The organism is Aliiruegeria sabulilitoris (assembly GCF_001558155.1).
Lineage (GTDB): Bacteria > Pseudomonadota > Alphaproteobacteria > Rhodobacterales > Rhodobacteraceae > Tropicimonas > Tropicimonas sabulilitoris.
In genome coordinates this window covers 36266-55273 of the sequence record NZ_LOAS01000019.1, presented here as the reverse complement: position 1 = coordinate 55273, position 19008 = coordinate 36266, and the positions used below count along the sequence as shown (strand labels likewise).

Genomic DNA, 19008 nt, shown 5'->3' with positions numbered 1-19008 from the left:
ACCGGATTGTGCGAAAACCCGCACAGCATGGGGAACCATGTTCAGACTCAACCAGTGCGGTAATCCTCTGCCCGCAGCCCATGCCGGGCGAGCTTGTCATAGAAGGTCTTGCGCGGCAGTTTGAGCGCCTCGGCGGCCTGAGCCGCCCGCCCGCCCGCCTTTTCCAGCGCCGCGATCAGAAGCGTGCGCTCCACCTGCGCCATCTGTTCAGCCAGCCCCACATCCTCCGCCGGCGCCGGATCGCTCAGCCCCATGGCAAAGCGCATCGCGGCGTTCATGAGCGAGCGGGCATTGCCGGGCCAGTCCTGCGCCATCAGGCGCGCAATCACGTCGGGCGAGATGTCGGGCTCCGGCAAGGCCGCCTGCTCGCAGGCCATCGATACATAGTGACGAAAGAGCGGGCCGATATCCTCCTTGCGTTCGTCCAGCGGCGGGATCCTTACCCGCAGAACGTCGAGCCGCATCGCCAGATCGGCCGAGAAACTCCCGGCCTCCACTTCGCGTTGCAAATCCTTGTAAGTGCCGGCGATTACGCGGGCATCACCGCCGGAATCCAGCCGGTCCAGCAGCGCGAGTTGCGCCGCGGGGCCGAGCGCGGAGACCTCGTCGAGAAAGAGCGTGCCCGCACCGGCCGCCTCGCAGGCCTCCAGCAGGCTTTCGGGCCCGAGTGCGGCGGCGGAGCGTTTGGCGAATGGGTGCGGCGCGGCGGGCGAGACGAGGTGGATCACCTCCGCCACCTTGGCCATGCCCGATCCCATCGGGCCCGTCACCAGCACCTCGGCCCCGGCCCGCGCAACGAGACGCACCCGCGCGCGCAACTCCTCCGATTTCGGGGAGGTTCCACGCAGCATGCGCGCCGCCGCATCGCCGGAGGCCAGTTCACGCTTCAACCGCCGGTTCTCCATCACCAGCTCACGTGCCGCCAGCGCCTTGTGAACAACGGTCAGCAAGGCGCTCGACTCGCAGGGTTTTTCGAGAAAATCGAACGCCCCGCCCGAGATCGCCCGCACCGCCATCGGCACATCGCCCTCGCCGGTCAGCAGGATTATGGGCAATTCCGGATCCGCCTGCCGGACGTAATCCAGCAGCGCGAAGCCGTCCTTGCCCGGCATCCGTATATCGGTCACGACCACGCCAGCGAAGTCCGTCGAGACGTGGTCCTTGGCCTCGATATAGCTGCCCGCCAGGATCGGCCGCAGATCGGCCAGTTCCAGCGTCTGGCCGAGTGCCTCGCGCACCGCCGCATCGTCATCTACCAGAAGCACCCTGTCGGTCACGCCACCGCCTCCATTTCCGCCGGCTCAAGCTCCACCGTGAACACCGCCCCGCCCTCGGGCCGGTTCGTCCCCCGAATCGCCCCGCCAAAGCTCTGCACGATGCCATAGGAGATCGACAATCCCAGTCCCATCCCCTCGGAGCGGCCGACCTCCTTGGTGGTGTAGAACGGGTCGAAGATGCGGTCGCTCGACGCGATGCCGCAACCGGTATCCGACACGCAGAGCCGCACCCTGTCTCCAAGCTCGATGGAGACACCCAGCCGCTTGTCGTCCCGGCCTTCCATCGCGTCGAGCGCGTTCGAGACCAGGTTCATGACCACCTGTTGCAACCGCACCTCGCCGCCCCGCACGATGACCTGTGCTGCGGGCGGCTGCCAGTCCAGCACCACCCGTTCGCGCTTGATCCGCCCTTCACTCAGAAGCAGCACCGCCTCGACAACCGCCCCAAGATCCACCGGACGCACCGGTTGCACCTCCTGCCGGGCGAAAGCCCGCAGGTTGCGGATGATCCGCCCCATCCGCCGCGCCATCTCGGAGATCCGCCCGAGATTTTCCGCCGCCCGCTCCGGCTTGCCCCGCTCCAGAAAGGCGGTTCCATTCTCGGCAAAGGACGAGATCGCCATCAGCGGCTGGTTCAACTCGTGGCTGATCCCGGCCGACATCTGGCCCAGAGCCGAGAGCTTGCCCGCCTGGATCAACTCGCCCTGCGCCCGTTTCAGCGCCTGCTCGGCGGCGATACGCTCGTCCACCTCGCGCCGGAGCGCCTTGTTGGCCGCAGAGAGCGCTGCCGTGCGCTCCCGCACGCGCTGCTCCAGCCGCGCATTGGCCGCCGCTTCCGCGCTCAATTGCACTGATAGCCGCTGCCTCCGGTCCAGAAGCGACAGGATGAACGCCCCGATCACGAGGCCAAGAGTCGCCGTCACAAGCGCCTGCCAGCCCGCGAGCGTCACCGCCGGCGCGATATCGACCAGCGCTTCCCCTTGCATGCCGATCACCGGCAGCGGCCGGGTCAGGTGGATCGACGCCCCCGGCACGTAGCGCCCGGCATCTAGCCGCCAGAGCTCGTAGCCCGAGATCACGATTTCCCGCACCTCGGGAAAAGGTGCCAGCGGCGCGCCACCATAACGCCCACCCGCTGCTGCCGGCAAAGGCAGGGTGCGAGTCCGGAAAAGCAGCTCCGAGCGGTTGGAGGACAGGATCACACCATTTGAATCGGTGAAGGCGACGGTCATCGCGTCACCGCGCCACTCCGCTTCGATAGCGCCGATATTGGCCCGCACGACCACGGCCCCCGCAACCGGCCCGCTGAGCGAAAAGACTGGCGCGGCAAAGGTCGACACCCGCAATCCGCTATTCGGCTCGACAGAATGATAGGCCCCAAGCGCACCATCCTCGATCGCCCGTTTCAGGTAGGGCGCGGTCGAAAGCGGCTTCCAGGCTTCCTCCGATGTTGCCAGCACCTGCCCGCCCGGCGCCACCGCAAGGATTTCGAGAGAGCCGGTCTTGTCCGCGGTCTCCCGCAGCAACTCGCTCGCCGTTTGAGCATTGCCACGCCCATTCAGAAGCGCTTCCAGGTCGGGATGGTCCGACAACAGCACGGCAAGTTCGCGAAAACGCTGCAACTGCCCGACGAGCCGGTCAGAGGCGACCGACAGATCCGCCTCGCCACGCTCGGCCAATGCCTCCAGGTCCGACGACAGCGAAAACCACCACACGCCGCCCGTGAACCCGGCCACGACAGCCAGATACGCCAGAATGGCCCAAATACGTCTCAAATCGCGCCTCCCTGGCCCAACCTAGAGGCGGCAGGGAGTGAAGAAAAGAGAGTGCCGCCGCGAAGCCCTTGCCCGGGCCGGCAATTGCCGGCACCAACAGCGAATGCAAAGCGTGAGCCAATCTCCCACCGATCCGGAATTCGTCCAGAACCCCTACCCGTTCTACGCGCGTGCCCGCGCCGCCGGCGATCTCGTTTTCTGGGAAGACTACGCCATGGTCGCCGCCACCAGCCACGCCGCCGTGAACACGATCCTGCGCGACCGCCGTTTCGGCCGCGAAGTGCCACCCGAGCTGGCACAGCCGGTGCCGGAGCGGCTGGCGCCCTTCTATGCCATCGAGGCGCATTCCATGCTGGAGCTGGAGCCGCCCCGCCACACCCGCCTGCGCAGGCTGGTCACCCGCGCCTTCACCACCGCCCGGATCGAGGCCCTGCGCGGCGATATCGACGAGCTGGTGCAGGACCTCCTGCGCGCCTTGCCCGCCGGGCCCTTCGATTTTCTGGACGCCTTCGCCCGCCCCCTGCCCGTCACCGTGATTGCCCGCCTGCTCGGCGTGCCCGAGGACCGGACCGAAGATCTTCTCCGTTGGTCCAACGCCATGGTCGGCATGTACCAGGCCGGCCGCTCGCGCGCGATGGAAGACGCCGCCGTCGCCGCGACGCTGGCCTTCCGCGCCTATCTGGACGAGGTCATTGCGGCCCGCCGCCAGCAACCGGGGAGCGACCTGCTCAGCCAGTTGATCGCCGCCGAGGAGGACGGATCGCATCTCAGCGCCGACGAGTTGATCTCCACCGTGATCCTGCTGCTCAATGCCGGTCACGAGGCCACCGTGCACAGCCTCGGCAATGGTGTGAAGGCGCTGCTTGAGCATGGCGGACAGGATCTGCTGGCCGATCCCGAAAGCCGCGCCAGCGTGATCGAGGAAACGCTCCGCTTCGATCCCCCCCTGCATCTCTTCACCCGCTACGCCTATGAGAACATGTCGCTCTTCGGGCATGACTTCCGGCGCGGAGATCAGGTCGCCTGCCTGCTGGCCTCCGCCAACCGGGACGCGCGCATCTGGCGCGACCCCGAGCGCTTCGACCCGCACCGATCGGTCGTGACGAATGCCAGCTTCGGCGCCGGGCTGCATTTCTGCATCGGCGCCCCGCTCGCCCGCCTCGAGATGTCCCGCGCCCTGCCTGCGCTTTTCGCGGCCCACCCGGGCCTTACCCTGGCCCAACCGCCGCGCTACGCCGACATCTACCACTTCCACGGCCTCGAAAGCCTGTTCCTGCGGCTCTGAGTTGGCCCCGGTCAGGGGCACGATCTTTGCAAAGATCGTTCGGACCCGCGCGCGGCAGCGCGCGGGCTACCAGAAGGCTCCACCCCTCGGACAGATCCCCGAATGGATCAGAATTCCAGCGGCAGGGCCGTCGTCGACTTGATCTGCTCCATCGACAAAAGCGCCGTCACGTTGTGAATGCGCACTTCCGAGATCAGCGCCTGGTAGAACCGGTCATAGGCGCGCGCATTGGGCACCAACACCTTGAGGATATAGTCGATATCTCCCGCGAGCCGATGCGCCTCCAGCACTTCCGGGCGGGCGTTCAGCGCCTCGAGGAAACGCCGCTGCCACTCCTCTTCATGCTCGCTGGTGCGGATCAGGACAAAGAAACAGGCCTCCAGCCCGAGCGCATCGGCATCGAGCAAGGCGGTGGTCTGACGGATCACACCCGCCTCCCGCATCTTGCGCACCCGATTCCAGACAGGCGTCTTCGACGAGCCGACCGCGCGCGCGATCTCGTCCAGCGACTGGTCGGCATCGCGCTGCAATTCCGAAAGGATCTTCCGATCCAGCGCATCGAGACGGACTTCCATTCCAGCAATCTCCCACTGACAGGAACCCATGTCCCTTCACCAGCCACAGGCAGAACAAATATCCTTCTTTTCGTCAATACCTAGCGGAATAACGGAACAAAATTCTATATTGCACTGCAGAAACACCCGCCACGGAGCCATGTATCATGCAGCATTTCCCGATCTTCCTGGATGTCGCCGGCAAGGCGATCGTCCTGTCGGGCGGAAGCGAGGCGGCGTTGGCCAAGCTGCGCCTGCTGCTCAAGACCGAAGCACACCTGCATGTCTTCGCCTCCGATCCGGCGCCGGAAATCGAGACATGGAACACGGACGGGCGCCTTGTGCTGACCCGCCGCCCGCTGGCTGCCGACGATCTCGCCGCGGCCACCCTGGTCTATGCCGCCAATGAGGACACCGCCGAAGACTCGCGGGTTGCCTGCATGGCCAGGGACGCGGGCATCTTCGTGAATGTCGTGGACAACCTGGAAGCCTCGGCCTTCATCACCCCGGCCATCGTCGACCGGGACCCGGTGACCGTCGCGATCGGAACCGAGGGCGCCGCCCCCGTGCTCGCCCGCGCCATCAAGCGTGACATCGAGGAGCGCCTGCCGCAGTCCCTCGGCCTGCTGGCCCGTCTCGGCAAGGCCTTCCGGGCGCATGCCGACGCGCTGCCCATGGGACGCATCCGCCGCGATTTCTGGTCGGCCTTCTATTTCACCTCTGGCCCGCGCGCAGCTGCGCAAGGCCAATCCGCCATCGAGGCGACACTTGAGGCGGAGCTTGCCGCGCACCTCGCCGCCGAGACGCGCCCTGGCCACATCACCTTTGTCGGCGCAGGCCCGGGCGATCCCGAGCTGCTCACGCTCAAGGCCCGCCGTGCGCTGGACGAGGCCGATATCGTGATCCATGACCGGCTGGTGCCCTCGGAAATTCTCGAACTGGCCCGCCGCGAGGCGGTGATCCTCTCCGTCGGCAAGGAGGGCTTTGGCCCCTCCACCCCGCAGGAGCGCATCAACGGCCTGCTCATCGAGCACGGCCGGACCGGCGCGCAGATCGTCCGGCTGAAATCCGGCGACGCCGCCATATTCGGCCGGCTGGAAGAGGAACTCGACGCCGTCGAATCCGCCGGGATCGGCTACAGCATCGTCCCCGGCATCACCGCCGCCTCCGCCGCGAGCGCCCAGATCGGCCGTTCGCTCACCGCGCGGGGCCGCAATTCGGAACTGCGCCTGCTGACCGGCCACGACATCGACGGGCTGGCCGAACAGGACTGGCAGGCGCTGGCCCGCCCCGGCGCCGTCGCCGCTATCTACATGGGCAAGCGCGCCGCGCGTTTCGTGCAGGGCCGTTTGCTCATGCATGGCGCCGCCGCCGACACGCCCATCAGCATCGTCGAGAACGCCTCACGACCCCAGGGCCGGTCGCTCCCCAGCCGGCTCTGCTCCCTGGCCGAGGACATGGTCGACGCAGATCTCTCCGGACCCGCCGTCATGCTCCTCGGCCTCTCTCCCCGCGACGCCGCCACAGCCGCCGCCCGGATCGCCATCCCCGCAAAGGAACACGCCTGATGCCCCGCCCCTTCACGCCGAAAATTGTCACCGCCAACGCCCTGCTCGAAGGCGACGTCGTCTATTTCACGGAAGACGGAAGCTGGACGCGCCAGATGAGCGAGGCGGAGCTGCTCGAAGACGAGGCCCATGCCACGATCCGGCTGATCGACGCCGAACAGCAAGGGCATATCATCGTCGGCGCCTATCTGGCCGATGCGAAGCCTGGCCCCAAGGGGCCCGAGCCGGTGCATTTTCGCGAAAGCTTCCGCGCCCGCGGCCCGTCCAACTACCTCCATGGCAAGCAGGCCGACGCCCGGTCCGACGCCCGTTCGAATGACAATTACTGAATACGTCTTTCAGCTTTCCTGAATTGCTCCTTCAGGATAAACGAAAGTCGTGATCGGAGATTAAAGATGTATCGCTACGACGAATTCGACACCGCCTTCCTTGCCAAGCGCAATGCTCAGTTCCGTGCCCAAGTGGAGCGCCGCATCGACGGCTCGCTGACCGAGGACGAGTTCAAGCCGTTGCGCCTGATGAACGGGCTCTACCTGCAACTGCACGCCTACATGCTGCGGGTCGCCATCCCTTATGGCTCGCTCGACGCACAGAAGATGCGCAAGCTGGCGGAACTCGCGGAACGGTGGGACAAGGGCTACGGCCATTTCACCACGCGGCAGAATATCCAGTACAACTGGCCCAAGCTGCGCGACGTGCCGGATATGCTGGACGCGCTGGCCGAGGTTGGCATGCACGCAATTCAGACCTCCGGCAACACGATCCGCAACGTGACCGCGGACCATTTCGCCGGGGCCGCCGCAGACGAGATCGCCGACCCGCGCCCCTATGCGGAACTCATCCGCCAGTGGTCCACCGACCACCCGGAATTCCAGTTCCTGCCGCGCAAGTTCAAGATCGCCATCACCGGCTCGCCCAATGACCGCGCCGTGACCCGCGCCCATGATATCGGCCTGCGGATGCTGGAGCGCGAAGGCCAGACAGGCTTCGAGGTGATCGTGGGCGGCGGGCTTGGCCGCACGCCGATGGTGGGCAAGGTGATCCGCGATTTCGTGCCGGAAAACGAGCTGCTGCCCTATCTGGAAGCCGTCGTGCATGTCTACAACCAGCACGGCCGCCGCGATAACAAGTACAAGGCCCGCATCAAGATCACGGTGCACGAGAACGGGCTCGACACGATCCGCGAGCAGGTTGAAGCCGCCTTCGAGCGCACCCGCGCCGAATTCGAGGGCGTGGACGATCGCGTCATCGCCCGCATCCGCGCCCGCTTCCGCACACCGGACCTTGTGGGCGGCGAAACGCAGGCTTACGAGGATGCGCGCCTGAACCCTGCCTTCCGTTCCTGGGCGGACACTAACCTCGCCGAGCACAAGGACCCGGACCACGCCATCGTGACCATTTCGCTCAAGGCGCATGGGGCAACGCCGGGGGATGCCACCGCCGGCCAGATGCGGGTAATGGCGGAGCTTGCCGAACAATATGGGTATGACGAGTTGCGCATCAGCCACCAGCAGAACGTGATCCTGCCCCATGTCCGCAAATCGGACCTGCCGGCGGTGTTCGAGGAGCTGAAAGCAGCAGGGCTGGCCACGGCCAATGTCGGGCTCGCCTCGGATATCATCGCCTGCCCCGGCATGGATTACTGCGCGCTGGCCACCGCGCGCTCGATCCCGGTCGCTCAGCAGCTCGCACAGCGGGTCGAGGACCTGCGCATCGAGCACGAGGTCGGCCCGCTGCAGATCAAGATCTCGGGCTGCATCAATGCCTGCGGGCATCACCATGTCGGCCATATCGGCATTCTCGGCCTCGACCGGGGCGGCGTGGAGACCTACCAGATCACGCTTGGCGGCGACGCCACCGAGACCGCCGAGATCGGCCAGCGCACCGGCCCGGGCTTCTCCTACGAAGAGATCGTGCCGGCCATCGAGCGGCTGATGCTGGCCTATCTGGAAGTGCGCGAAGACGAGACCGAAACCTTCCTCGAAGCCTATCGCCGCCTTGGCGTTGCCCCCTTCAAGGAAGCGCTCTACGGGCCGGAGAAACAACGCGATGCAGCCTGACGCAATCCAGACAGTCCCCGCCAACCGGGCGGAAATCGTTACCGACGCCCTCGAGACGCTGCAAGGCGCCGAGCGGCTGGCGGCGGCCATTGCACATCCGCTGATGGGCGAGTTGGCGATGGTCTCTTCCTTCGGAGCGGACTCGGTCGTCCTTCTGCATCAGCTTTCGCTCGTGGCACCCGAAACGCCGGTGCTCTTCATCGATACGCAGATGCTGTTCCCCGAAACGCTGGACTACCAGCGCGAGGTTGCCAACGCTCTCGGGCTGACCGGCATTCGCGTCATCCGCGCGCGAGCCATGCACCTGGCCGTGGAAGACCCCGCCAATGCGCTGCACCTGTCCGATACCGATGCGTGCTGCGATCTGCGCAAGACGCGGCCGCTGGAGAAGGCACTGCAGCCTTTCGATAGCTGGATCTCCGGGCGCAAGCGTTTCCAGTCCGGCACCCGCGCCCGGCTGCCGCTCGTCGAGGAAGAGGCCGGCAAGCTGAAGCTGAACCCGATGGCGGACTGGTCCTCCGAGCAAATCGCCGACTATATCCGGGCTCATAAACTGCCCCGCCATCCGTTGGTGTCCAAGGGGTACCCCTCCATCGGCTGCGCCCCCTGCACCTCGCCCGTAGCCGAGGGCGAAGACCCGCGCTCGGGCCGTTGGCGCGGCCAGGAAAAAGTCGAATGCGGCATTCATTTCGTCAATGGCAAGATGGTCCGCGTTGGACCTGCCACTACAGAGCAAGGAGCCTGACATGGCTGTCATCGTGACCGACCAGGGTTTCGGCCCCGAAACCTTCGACGGCGTCTTTACCGCGTTGGACGCGCTGCCGCCTTCGGGCGAAGCCCACGCGGTGGATCTTGCCCCTGACACCAAAACACAGGCACTCGCGGCGCTGATCGGCGCCGTGGGGCTGATCCGGATCGACTTCCCCAGCTTCGCCGATGGTCGCGGTTTCTCCATCGCGCGCGCCCTGCGCCGCATGGGCTATACCGGTCGCCTGCGGGCAAAGGGCCACGTGCTGGCAGACCAATATGCCATGGCGCGGCGCTCTGGATTCGACGAGGTGGAAATCGACGAAAGCCTGGCTGCGCGCCAACCCGAGGACCAGTGGCTTGCCCGCGCCGATTGGCAGGAGCATGACTATCGGTCGCGCCTCGCAAGCTGACCTGCCCCCTTTACATAAATTCAACGTTCCGCATACACGAACAGGATCGGAGCCTCCGGGCGCCGAAATGGATGACATGACCGAGCTGAAACCCGTGACAGACGCAAACCCGATCAAGGCCGTACCCACCCTGCCCGATGCGCAGACCGTGACATTCGTCAAGCATTGGACGGATCGGCTGTTCCATTTCCGCTGCACGCGGCCGCAAACGCTCCGCTTCCGTTCGGGCGAGTTCGTGATGATCGGCCTGATGGGCGATCCGGACCCGAAGACGGGCAAGCAGAAGCCGATCCTGCGCGCCTATTCCATCGCCTCGCCCAACTGGGACGAGGAGCTGGAATTCTATTCGATCAAGGTACCGGACGGCCCGCTGACCTCGCGCCTGCAAAAGATCAAGGTGGGCGACCAGATCATCCTGCGGCCCAAACCGGTCGGCACGTTGGTGCATGACGCGCTGTTGCCGGGCAAGCGGCTGTGGTTCTTCGCCACCGGCACCGGGTTCGCGCCCTTCGCCTCGCTCTTGCGCGAGCCGCAGACCTACGAGGATTACGACGAGGTCATCATCACCCATACCTGCCGTGAAGTGGGCGAGCTGGCCTATGGCGCGGAACTGATCGATAACCTGCGCAAGGACGAGCTTCTGGCCGAGCTGATGGGCGAGGATTTCCACAAGAAGCTGCGCTACTACCCGACCACGACCCGCGAGGAGAGCCCCAAGATGGGCCGCATCACCGACCTGATGCGCTCGGGTGAAGTATTCCGCGATCTCGGCATCGAACCGATCGCACCGGAGACGGACCGGGCGATGGTTTGCGGCAATCTCGCCTTCAACCTCGAACTCAAGGAGATGCTTGAGGAATACGGGCTGCACGAGGGTGCCAATTCCGAGCCGCGCGAATATGTGGTCGAAAAGGCCTTCGTGGACTGAGCCAGCCCTTGACCAAATGCCCGACGCCGCGCCCGATGGAGCGCGGCGTCGTTGTTTCATATCAGGTCAATTGTTGGAGGCGGCGCCATCCGTAGCGCTTTCGGTGGCGGCGGGCGCCATTTCGGCCTCCTCGTCCGTTCCCCCGGTGAAATAGGAGTAGCCGACAACAATGAGGACGACGACGACAGCGATTCCGATCCACTTGCCCATTTTCGATATCCTTCTGACTAAATGACGCCGCAAGTTCTGGCGACGTTTCCACTATGCCACCGGATTGCGGTACTTTTGACAGCCATGGCATAATGGCGGTGTCGTCGGCGGCAGATCGCCTGTTTTGGGCTGAACGGCTCAAACGCGCGAAAGATGCGGCCTTCCAAACCGCTTTGGATACCCCTATGAAGCGGGCAAACGCCTGAATTCAATTCCAAGCAGATGAGTCGCCCCATGGATATCGCCTATGAATCTCGCAAGACGCTTGATGCGATCCTGAATGAGCTGGATTTCTCGGAGATCCCGGCCCGCCGCCGAAAGGCGTTCGAAAAGCGGCTGGAACAGCATTTCCCGGCACTTTTCAACCAGCTGCTGACGCTCTATGGCAACCACTACGATGCCTGGCTGCACATGCGCCGGCTGGTCGAAACCCTCGCCCGACACCAGGTGAAGAAACACCATGCCGGACTGCACAGCGGCGATGCCCCCTGGTATCTTGGCGAAGACCAGGTTGGCATGGCGGTTTATGTGGACCTGTTCGGCGGCGACCTGAAAGGGCTGATCGAACGCATTCCCTATCTGGAAAGCCTCGGCATCACCTATCTGCACTTGATGCCGCTCTATGACGCGCCGAAGGAAAACAGCGATGGCGGCTATGCCGTCTCGGATTACCGCAAGGTGGACCCAAAGCTCGGCACCAACAAGCAGTTGAAGGCGCTGGCGGACGCGCTGCACAAGCGCGGCATCCGGATGGTTCTGGATTTCGTTTTCAACCACACCTCCGACGAACATGCCTGGGCCAAGGCCGCGTTGACCGGGGATCGCCGGTATCAGGACTTCTACTACCTGCTCGACGAGCCGGAGGCCCGCGCCTATGACGCCACTCTGCGAGAGATTTTCCCAACCGTGCGTCGCGGCTCCTTCACCTATAACGAAACCGTCGGCAAATGGGTCTGGACCACGTTCAACTCCTTCCAGTGGGACTTGAACTATTCGAACCCCGACGTCTTCGTCTCGGTCGTGGACGAAATGCTGCACCTCGTGGCGATGGGCGCCGATGTGCTGCGGCTCGACGCGCTGGCTTTTGTCTGGAAAGAGCTCGGAACCGTCTGCGAGAGCCTGCCAAAGGCGCATAGCTTGATCCAGACCTTCAATCTGTGCCTTCGGATCGCGGCGCCGCATGTGCATTTCAAATCCGAAGCCATCGTCCATCCAGACCAGGTGAACGAGTATATCGGACTGGACGAGTGTGAATTATCCTACAATCCGCTGATGATGGCGCTGATGTGGGAGAGCCTCGCCACGCGACGCACCGAACTGCTCAACGCCTCGCTGGAGAAGAGCTTTGCCATCCCCGAGGGGACGACCTGGGTCAACTATATCCGCTGCCATGACGATATCGGCTGGACCTGGGACGACGCGATTTCCGGCCGGCTGGGGATCAACGGGCAGGATCACCGCTATTTCCTCAACCAGTTCTACACCGGCCGTTTTTCGGGCAGCTTCGCCAATGGCGTTCCCTTCCAGGAAAACCCGAGCAATGGCGACTGCCGGGTCTGCGGCACGCTGGCGTCGCTCGCAGGGGTCGAACAGGCCGAGGCATCCGGCGACCCCGAGCTTCTGGAACATGCGCTGCGCCGGGTGAAGCTGCTCAACGGGATCGTGCTGTCGATGCCGGGCCTGCCGCTGCTCTACCAGGGCGACGATCTCGGCGCGCTCAACGACCACAGCTACCTTCAGGATCCCGGCAAGGCGGAGGATTCCCGCTGGGTGCATCGCAAGGCGCTGACCGAGGCGGATTTCACGGCGGCGGCAACGAAGGGCACGCCACAGCACCGGATCGCCGCAGACATGGCCGCGATGATCCAGCTGCGCAAATCGCATGAGGTTTTCGCCGCGCAGGCGTTTGAACTCCTTCGCTCCGAAAACCCGCACATCTTCGCATTCCTGCGCCGGACTGGGCCGGAAACCCTTCTGGTCATTGCGAATTTCAGCGAGCACCCGGCACGCACCGGGCTCGATCTGGCGGCCATTCCCGGCATCGATGCTGCGCGGGACTTGCTGTCGTCCGACACGACCGGACTGGGGTCCCTGCAGGAACTTGAGCCCTACGCGCTGCATTGGTTCCACCTGCAATCGGCCTAGCGCGCAGATGGTACAGTAAGGCATCGCCCGGAAGGGCGATGCCGAAGGCATTTACATGCCAAGCGCACCCCGCGCCTGCTGAAGCGCTGCGTCAAGCAGTGCCGGGTTGGACTGCGCCTGCTCCAGAGCGGTCTTGAGCGTCATCTTCTCCATCTCGGACAGGCTGGAGGAGTCGATGAGACTGCTGGCGGTGGACATGTCGAACCCTTCGGTGGTCAGCGCATCGGAATCGCTGGCCTCGGTTTCGGCGGTCTCTGTCGCCTCGGCGGTCTCGGATTCCGCAGCCTCGGTTTCGGCGGCCTCGGTGGTCTCAGCTTCCGCAGCCTCGGTCTCGGCGGCCTCAGTCGTTTCGGCTTCCGCCGCTTCGGTCGTTTCGGCTTCCGCAGCCTCCGTCGCCTCGGCTTCGGCGGCCTCGGTGGCTCCCGTGGCCTCGGCTGTCGCTGCTTCTGTGGCTTTGTTCACCTCTTCGGTCGCCGCGTTCACGACGTCTCCTACGGAAACCTGTGCAATCTGGTAGCTCTCCGTCGCCTCGACAGCCGCCTTGGGGGGGGCCAGCGCTTCCGTGCCAGTCGCCGCCGACACAATTGTCGTCGGCATCAGGACCGCACTTCCAGCAAGAAATGCAAACATGGCGCATCCGGAGGTATTTTTCTTCTGCATAAAATTATCCTTCCCAAAAAGAATCACCAACGCGGTGATACCGGGCAAAGCATGACACCTTCAGGTGACAGGGCAAGGATAGTGGCCAGAAACCGTTCGAATCCGCGAATTTCCGTCGAGATCGCTTGAATGATCCGGCTTTGACAGCTACTTTCCGCCAACTTTTCTCGCAATGACAGAAGGACCTACGTCATAGCCCGCAGACCTCATAACGCGCCGCCCCAGCGTGACACCGGCCCCCGCGTCAACGGACGCATCCGGGCCAATGAAATCCGCCTCATTGGCCCCGAGGGTCAGAATGTTGGCGTGGTTTCCCCCGCTCGAGCCATGGAACTGGCCGAACAGGTGGGCCTGGATCTCGTCGAGATCTCGCCGAATGCCAATCCTCCGGTCTGCAAGATCATGGATTTCGGCAAATACAAATACGAAACCCAGAAGCGCGAATCCGAAGCGCGCAAGAAGCAGAAGACGATCGAGGTGAAGGAGGTGAAATTCCGCCCCAACACCGACACGCATGATTACGACGTCAAGATGCGCAATGTCATCCGCTTCCTGGAGAACGGCGACAAGGTGAAGGTCACCCTGCGTTTCCGTGGCCGCGAGATGGCGCACCAGAATCTCGGCCGCGAGCTGCTGGAACGGGTTGCCGAAGATATCAAGGAACTGGGCAAGGTCGAGAACATGCCCAAGATGGAAGGCCGGCAGATGGTCATGATGATCGGACCGATCGTCAAATAGGGCTATTCCGGCGAGCCGGCGGGTCGACCGCTGGCGCCTGAATATTTCTCGCCGGATGCCACGGCATTTGGCGGAGCGGCAGGACCCCGGCAACGGAGGCCCTGCCGTTTTTTGTTTCAAACCGGTGATGCGATGACCTCTGACAGTGACGGCAAGCGCCACACGGCGCGTTACACTCGCGAAATGCACGGCTCCGGGGCGGATGAACGGCTGGACTCGCGCGTGTTTCACCGAAACGCTCCGCCGATCATCGCCATGCTGAGCCAGTACCTGTTGGGCCGCACTGGCACCGTGTTGGAGATCGGCGCGGGCACCGGGCAACATGCGGCCGCCTTCGCGCTCGCATTCCCGACGCTGGACTGGGTGCCGTCCGACCCGTTTCCCGATCACCTGGCCTCGATCCGCGCATGGCGGCGTGAGTTGCACCGGCACGACGGAAAGGCGATCGAGCTGGACGCGGCCGAGGATTGGGCGCGCCTTGCACCGGTCCGCGCACTCGGCCCCTTGTCCGGCATCTATGCCGGGAATGTCACCCATATCGCTCCCTGGGCCGTGACCGAAGGCGTCCTGGTCGGGGCGGGCCGTTGCCTCGCGCCGGAGGGGAAACTCTTCCTCTACGGGCCGTTCCGGGAGGGATCCGAGTATTTCGGCGAAGGCAATCGGCGCTTCGATGCCGCTCTGCGGGCCGACAACGCCGATTGGGGCCTGCGCGACATGGACCATATCGAGGCGTTTGCACGCGCCCACGGGCTGCGCCCGGTGGCGCGCCATGCCATGCCGGCAAACAACCACCTGATGGTGTTGACCCGCCTGCCCTAGCCCTCAGAAGCTGCGGGTCGGCCGGTCGAGCACCTTCCGGCCAAAGAGGCTCGCCGTCAGGTCGACCATGAGCCGCGCTGTCCTTCCTTTGTCGTCGAGGAACGGGTTGAGCTCGACCAGGTCCAGCGAACTGACCAACCCGCTGTCATGCAGCATCTCCATGACCAGATGCGCCTCGCGGAAGGTGGCCCCGCCCGGTACCGTCGTGCCCACCGCAGGCGCAATGGCCGGGTCGAGGAAATCGACGTCGAGGCTCACATGCAGCAGGCCATTCGCGGCCGCAACCCGGTCCAGAAAAGGTTCGAGCAGGCGCGAGATCCCGACCTCGTCGATCGCGCGCATGTCATGCGCCTCGACACCGGCCGCGCGCACCAGCTCGCGCTCGCGCGGATCAACCGAACGCAGACCGAGGATACACACGTTGCCCGGATCCAATACCGCCGGCAAAGGCCGGCCGAGATAGGCCTCGAAGCCCGGCAGGCCGCAGGCAAAGGCAAGCGGTGTGCCATGCAGGTTGCCGCTTTCGGTGGTCTCGAACGTGTTGAAATCGGCATGCGCGTCGAGCCAGAGGACGAAAAGCGGACGTCCCTTCTCGTCGGCCACCGCGGCTTGGCCCGCCACCGTGCCAAGCGAGAGCGAGTGGTCGCCACCAAGATAGATCGGGAAAGCAGGGCCACGTGCAAGCTCGCGCGAGGCGGCAAATAGCGAACGGGTCCAACCCGCCACCGTTTGCAGGTTCTTCAGCCGACCGATATCAGATACCGCGTCCAGCGCCGCCGCCCGGACCGCGTTGCCACGGTCGTCAACCTCCAAGCCGAGCGCTTCCAGCTCTTCGACGATACCCGCCGTGCGATAGGCATCTGGCCCCATAAGGCAGCCTCGACGGCCGCTACCTTCTTCTACCGGAGCCCCCAGCAGGACGATCCTTTCCATGTCTTGATCCTGTCTGCCCCTCCTCGCCGGATCCAACCAGCGTGGCTACGGGGGCGTTCGCTTTGATGGGGGTTCTAGCGAAGGGGAAATCCCGTGACAAGCGAGGGTGGGGAAAGCCGGCGGGAGACCGATCACCTTGCCTTAAAGGCTCGGCAATCCTGTGCACCTAGCGGGCCCGAGCCGTTTCCGAGGTTGGAAGGGGCGCTGCCCCCGCGTTCCCGAGAGCTCTCCACCTGCGGTATTTGTCGGAACGATGAGAGGCTAAAGTGTCGCCGTCCTTCATTTTTCCTGTAAACACCTACGCCGGAGGTACGATCCGAAGGTTCGTTCACGGTTTTGCCGGAGAGCCGCATTTGCCCTCCCAAAACGCGTACCGGCCGGACAAACAATCCTCGGATCGTCTCTCCGGCCGGGTGTCCCCTCCCTGGACCTCGCTACTCGGCCGCGACCGGATCCGGCGCGCCGGTGATACGCTCGGGCAGCAGAAAGGCTACCACAATGAACACCGCGCCCAGGGCAATCCCCGGGATATCGCCAGGAAGGCCGGTCAGGCCTTCGTATTTCGCACCGGGCATTGCACCCAGCGTATTACTGCCATCGGCGAATGCGTCGAGCTCGCCAGTGGACTTCACTGAAGGGTAAGTTGCCATATGGGCTGCGGCGCCAAGCAGTTCGCCAGCAGTGAATGCCAGCGCGTCCCGGCGGCCCGTAGCCGCTGTGGATAGACCAGTGCCGGGGAAGCACCCCGCAAGCGCCCAGTCGATCCCGAGCAACACCCCACCAATAAACACAACGACATAGGCAGTTATTCCCGACATGTGGCCCACATCGACAAGGCCCGCCATCTGTCCGAGAAACATCAACACCGATCCGGTGCCAATTGCCAGCAAAAAACGTCTTCATCGGGTGAAAAATCGTTAGATTCAGCATCTTTCCGAGTATTTTCGGGTCAGAAGCGCCGATCCTGTCCGGTACGGCGCCGAAACCCGCGCCAGTCGAAAGTGCGAGAAGGATTCCCATCTCTTCTCCCTCCTGTAGACAAAGCAACATCGCGGCGGGCACGACGTCCAGGAGGGCGCCGGCGGCAAGGATATATCCCGAAGGCGCCGTCTGCACCCTGCCGGACATCACGTGACCCAACACCTGACCCGGGAGGCCCCCTCGAGGCTTCCCATGAGCACCACTCTCAACCTCCTGCTGTCCACCGCGCCTTCGGAATATGACCTGACTGGTTCGAGCGACCTTGTTCTCGGTCTTTTCTCGCGGATTGCTACGGCCTGCGCTTGCCCGTATCCAAGCAAGGACAAAGGCAGGACGGCAAGACATGCAGCAACAGGACATGATCGAAATTCGCGGCTTGAGGTTTCCCGAGGACCGCCGGTTTCTGACGGAAATCGTCCGGGCCGATATTGAGAATGCAGCGCGGAACGAGGGGATCCTGCGCCGGTTGCAGAGCCTCGCCAAGCCAACAGACCGCGCAGTTGTTCTGGGAAGTGGCTTCGGTTTGCTGGCGGCGTCATTGGCCGGCCATATCGGCCTGCGTCATGTTCACGTGGTCGAGGCTGACACGGCGCGACTGAACCATCTGCGGCGAGTCTGCGAGCTCAACGGGTTATTTCGGATGACGTTTTCGGCGGATCTGCCCGCGCCTTTCGTACCGAGCCTGCTGGTCTGCGACCTTTCAGACCGCACAAGGGAGACGGCCGACCAGCTCGAAGAAGCCCTGTCCGATGGATTGCGCGGCGCGCTTGTGCGGCTTTCGGACCAGTTCGACTGCGCATCGACCGTTCTGCCAATGCTGCTTGCGACGGGCCTGCATTACTATCCCCGGCAATCCTGCGCGGATGTGATATGCTTGCTGCAGAAATGGAATTGATTTCGGTTTGCTCGCAGGCGCAATATCGGGGTAGGTAACACCGCCGAGCGCTCCGAGTTGCTCGCGCAGGAAACGGAACCGACAGATGGAAATGGCTCGCCCGCCAAGCACGCCACCCGGCCCGCAGAGACTGGACACCGACCTCGCACAATGGCGGGAGCGGTTGGATGCACATGGCGACATTCACGGCTATCACAGGATTCTGGACTCCCGCCACGGCGCCCTCTTTACCGAGGATGACGACATCCTGCTGGTCAGTTTCGAGCCCGCCGAACAGATGCGCGCCGGACCGACCGGCTTGCCTGCGGCGCTCGGTGTCGCCGGTCGCGCCGGCTGGTCGCAGCTTTGCCTCTATTGCGAGGGCGACAGCTTCTTTCGCGCCGAGGCCGTTTTCGAGTTCTTCGACGAGCTGGTCGATACCGGATTTTTCGACCAGTTCGAGCACGTGGTATTTACCGGTGCCGGCCCTTGCGGTTACGCCGCCGCCAGCTACTCCGTCACCGCCCCCGGCGCGAGCGTGGTGCTGATCCGCCCGCTGGCGACTCTCGATTCGGCCCGCGCAGGCTGGGATCATCGCTACCCGGCCTTGCGGCGGACAGATTTCACGCGCCGCTACGGCTACGCGCCGGAAATGCTGGAAGCGGCCGGCGCCGCGTTCATCCTGTACGACCCGGAAATGCCCGCCGACGCGATCCATGCCTCGCTCTTCAACCTGCCGCCCGAGAACCTGTTCCAATGCCGCCATTTTGGACCCGCGCTGGAAGGCGACCTGGCAAAGATGGGCATTCTGGACCCGCTGATTCTGGCGGCTGGCCGCGTAAAGCTCGACGCGGCGGCGTTCCACCGCCTTTTCCGCAAGCGGCGGGACTATCGGCCCTATCTGCACCGCGTGCTGAATCACCTGAGGTCCGAAAAGCGCGCCGGCTTGTGTCGCCTTTGGGCCAATGGCATCCGGGCGCAACTCGCGCCCGAAGCGCCGAAAAAGGCCGCTTCAGGCCGGGGCTGACGAACACCCCGATG

The 19008-nt window shown here is 64.2% G+C and carries 19 protein-coding genes; 12 read left to right on the top strand and 7 right to left on the bottom strand.

Annotated features, from left to right (window positions below; genetic code table 11):
- Window positions 1-47: 47 nt before the first annotated feature.
- Together AX756_RS16130 and AX756_RS16125 are read right to left on the bottom strand one after the other, a co-directional pair.
- Window positions 48-1277, bottom strand: coding sequence for a sigma-54-dependent transcriptional regulator (locus tag AX756_RS16130; protein WP_068313779.1), 1230 nt, complete (start codon window positions 1275-1277; stop codon window positions 48-50).
- Window positions 1274-3052 carry a sensor histidine kinase gene (locus tag AX756_RS16125; RefSeq protein WP_068313776.1) on the bottom strand — a complete coding sequence of 593 codons (1779 nt, stop codon included), beginning with the start codon at window positions 3050-3052 and terminating at the stop codon, window positions 1274-1276. Before AX756_RS16125 ends, AX756_RS16130 begins: the two co-directional genes overlap by 4 nt.
- Before the next feature lie 103 nt (window positions 3053-3155).
- Between AX756_RS16125 and AX756_RS16120 the strand changes: the two genes are divergently transcribed.
- Entirely contained in the window at window positions 3156-4337 is a 1182-nt protein-coding gene (locus tag AX756_RS16120) for a cytochrome P450 (RefSeq protein WP_068313773.1), read from the top strand.
- Window positions 4338-4444: 107 nt separating this feature from the next.
- On the opposite strand, the gene AX756_RS16115 is transcribed toward AX756_RS16120, so the two are convergent.
- Window positions 4445-4912: an Lrp/AsnC family transcriptional regulator gene (locus AX756_RS16115; protein WP_068313770.1), complete on the bottom strand. Its 468-nt coding sequence runs from the start codon at window positions 4910-4912 to the stop codon at window positions 4445-4447.
- Window positions 4913-5058: 146 nt separating this feature from the next.
- On the opposite strand from AX756_RS16115, the gene cysG reads away from it, so the two are divergent.
- From cysG to AX756_RS16085, 6 genes are all read left to right on the top strand, one after another.
- On the top strand, window positions 5059-6459 hold the full coding sequence (gene cysG / locus AX756_RS16110) for a siroheme synthase CysG (RefSeq protein ID WP_068313767.1): 1401 nt from the start codon (window positions 5059-5061) through the stop codon (window positions 6457-6459).
- Window positions 6459-6788, top strand: coding sequence for a DUF2849 domain-containing protein (locus tag AX756_RS16105; RefSeq protein ID WP_068313764.1), 330 nt, complete (start codon window positions 6459-6461; stop codon window positions 6786-6788). Before cysG ends, AX756_RS16105 begins: the two co-directional genes overlap by 1 nt.
- 66 nt (window positions 6789-6854) lie before the next feature.
- Window positions 6855-8519 (top strand): nitrite/sulfite reductase, encoded by a 1665-nt coding sequence (locus tag AX756_RS16100; protein ID WP_068313761.1) that lies wholly within the window; start codon window positions 6855-6857, stop codon window positions 8517-8519.
- On the top strand, window positions 8509-9264 hold the full coding sequence (locus AX756_RS16095) for a phosphoadenylyl-sulfate reductase (RefSeq protein ID WP_068313758.1): 756 nt from the start codon (window positions 8509-8511) through the stop codon (window positions 9262-9264). Before AX756_RS16100 ends, AX756_RS16095 begins: the two co-directional genes overlap by 11 nt.
- A 1-nt stretch (window position 9265) precedes the next feature.
- Window positions 9266-9679 (top strand): DUF934 domain-containing protein, encoded by a 414-nt coding sequence (locus AX756_RS16090; RefSeq protein ID WP_068313755.1) that lies wholly within the window; start codon window positions 9266-9268, stop codon window positions 9677-9679.
- 67 nt (window positions 9680-9746) lie between these two features.
- Complete coding sequence (locus tag AX756_RS16085; protein ID WP_156461526.1) at window positions 9747-10607, top strand: ferredoxin--NADP reductase; 861 nt, start codon at window positions 9747-9749, stop codon at window positions 10605-10607.
- A 66-nt stretch (window positions 10608-10673) separates the two neighbouring features.
- Here the strand turns inward: AX756_RS16085 and AX756_RS25685 are convergent, their stop codons facing one another.
- Window positions 10674-10817: a hypothetical protein gene (locus AX756_RS25685; RefSeq protein WP_156461525.1), complete on the bottom strand. Its 144-nt coding sequence runs from the start codon at window positions 10815-10817 to the stop codon at window positions 10674-10676.
- 234 nt (window positions 10818-11051) lie between these two features.
- Between AX756_RS25685 and AX756_RS16080 the strand changes: the two genes are divergently transcribed.
- The gene (locus AX756_RS16080) at window positions 11052-12962 is read left to right on the top strand and encodes an alpha-amylase family glycosyl hydrolase (protein WP_068313752.1); all 1911 of its coding nucleotides are present in this window, start codon (window positions 11052-11054) and stop codon (window positions 12960-12962) included.
- Between the two features lie 51 nt (window positions 12963-13013).
- On the opposite strand, the gene AX756_RS16075 is transcribed toward AX756_RS16080, so the two are convergent.
- On the bottom strand, window positions 13014-13559 hold the full coding sequence (locus AX756_RS16075) for a hypothetical protein (protein WP_156461524.1): 546 nt from the start codon (window positions 13557-13559) through the stop codon (window positions 13014-13016).
- A gap of 255 nt (window positions 13560-13814) precedes the next feature.
- Between AX756_RS16075 and infC the strand changes: the two genes are divergently transcribed.
- Window positions 13815-14360, top strand: a complete 546-nt coding sequence (gene infC, locus AX756_RS16070) for a translation initiation factor IF-3 (RefSeq protein WP_068313747.1) — start codon at window positions 13815-13817, stop codon at window positions 14358-14360.
- 132 nt (window positions 14361-14492) lie between these two features.
- Window positions 14493-15179 carry a DUF938 domain-containing protein gene (locus AX756_RS16065; protein WP_068313744.1) on the top strand — a complete coding sequence of 229 codons (687 nt, stop codon included), beginning with the start codon at window positions 14493-14495 and terminating at the stop codon, window positions 15177-15179.
- Window positions 15180-15182: 3 nt separating this feature from the next.
- Here AX756_RS16065 and rocF read toward each other — a convergent pair whose 3' ends face one another.
- Entirely contained in the window at window positions 15183-16112 is a 930-nt protein-coding gene (gene rocF / locus AX756_RS16060) for an arginase (protein WP_068313742.1), read from the bottom strand.
- A gap of 434 nt (window positions 16113-16546) precedes the next feature.
- A complete protein-coding gene (locus AX756_RS16055; RefSeq protein WP_231701082.1) occupies window positions 16547-16972 on the bottom strand; it encodes a hypothetical protein in 426 nt (141 codons plus the stop codon).
- A 464-nt stretch (window positions 16973-17436) separates the two neighbouring features.
- Here AX756_RS16055 and AX756_RS16050 point away from each other — a divergent pair, with 464 nt between their 5' ends.
- Together AX756_RS16050 and AX756_RS16045 are read left to right on the top strand one after the other, a co-directional pair.
- Window positions 17437-17988 carry a hypothetical protein gene (locus AX756_RS16050; RefSeq protein ID WP_068313739.1) on the top strand — a complete coding sequence of 184 codons (552 nt, stop codon included), beginning with the start codon at window positions 17437-17439 and terminating at the stop codon, window positions 17986-17988.
- An 85-nt stretch (window positions 17989-18073) separates the two neighbouring features.
- A complete protein-coding gene (locus tag AX756_RS16045; RefSeq protein ID WP_068313736.1) occupies window positions 18074-18994 on the top strand; it encodes a hypothetical protein in 921 nt (306 codons plus the stop codon).
- Window positions 18995-19008 lie beyond the last annotated feature (14 nt).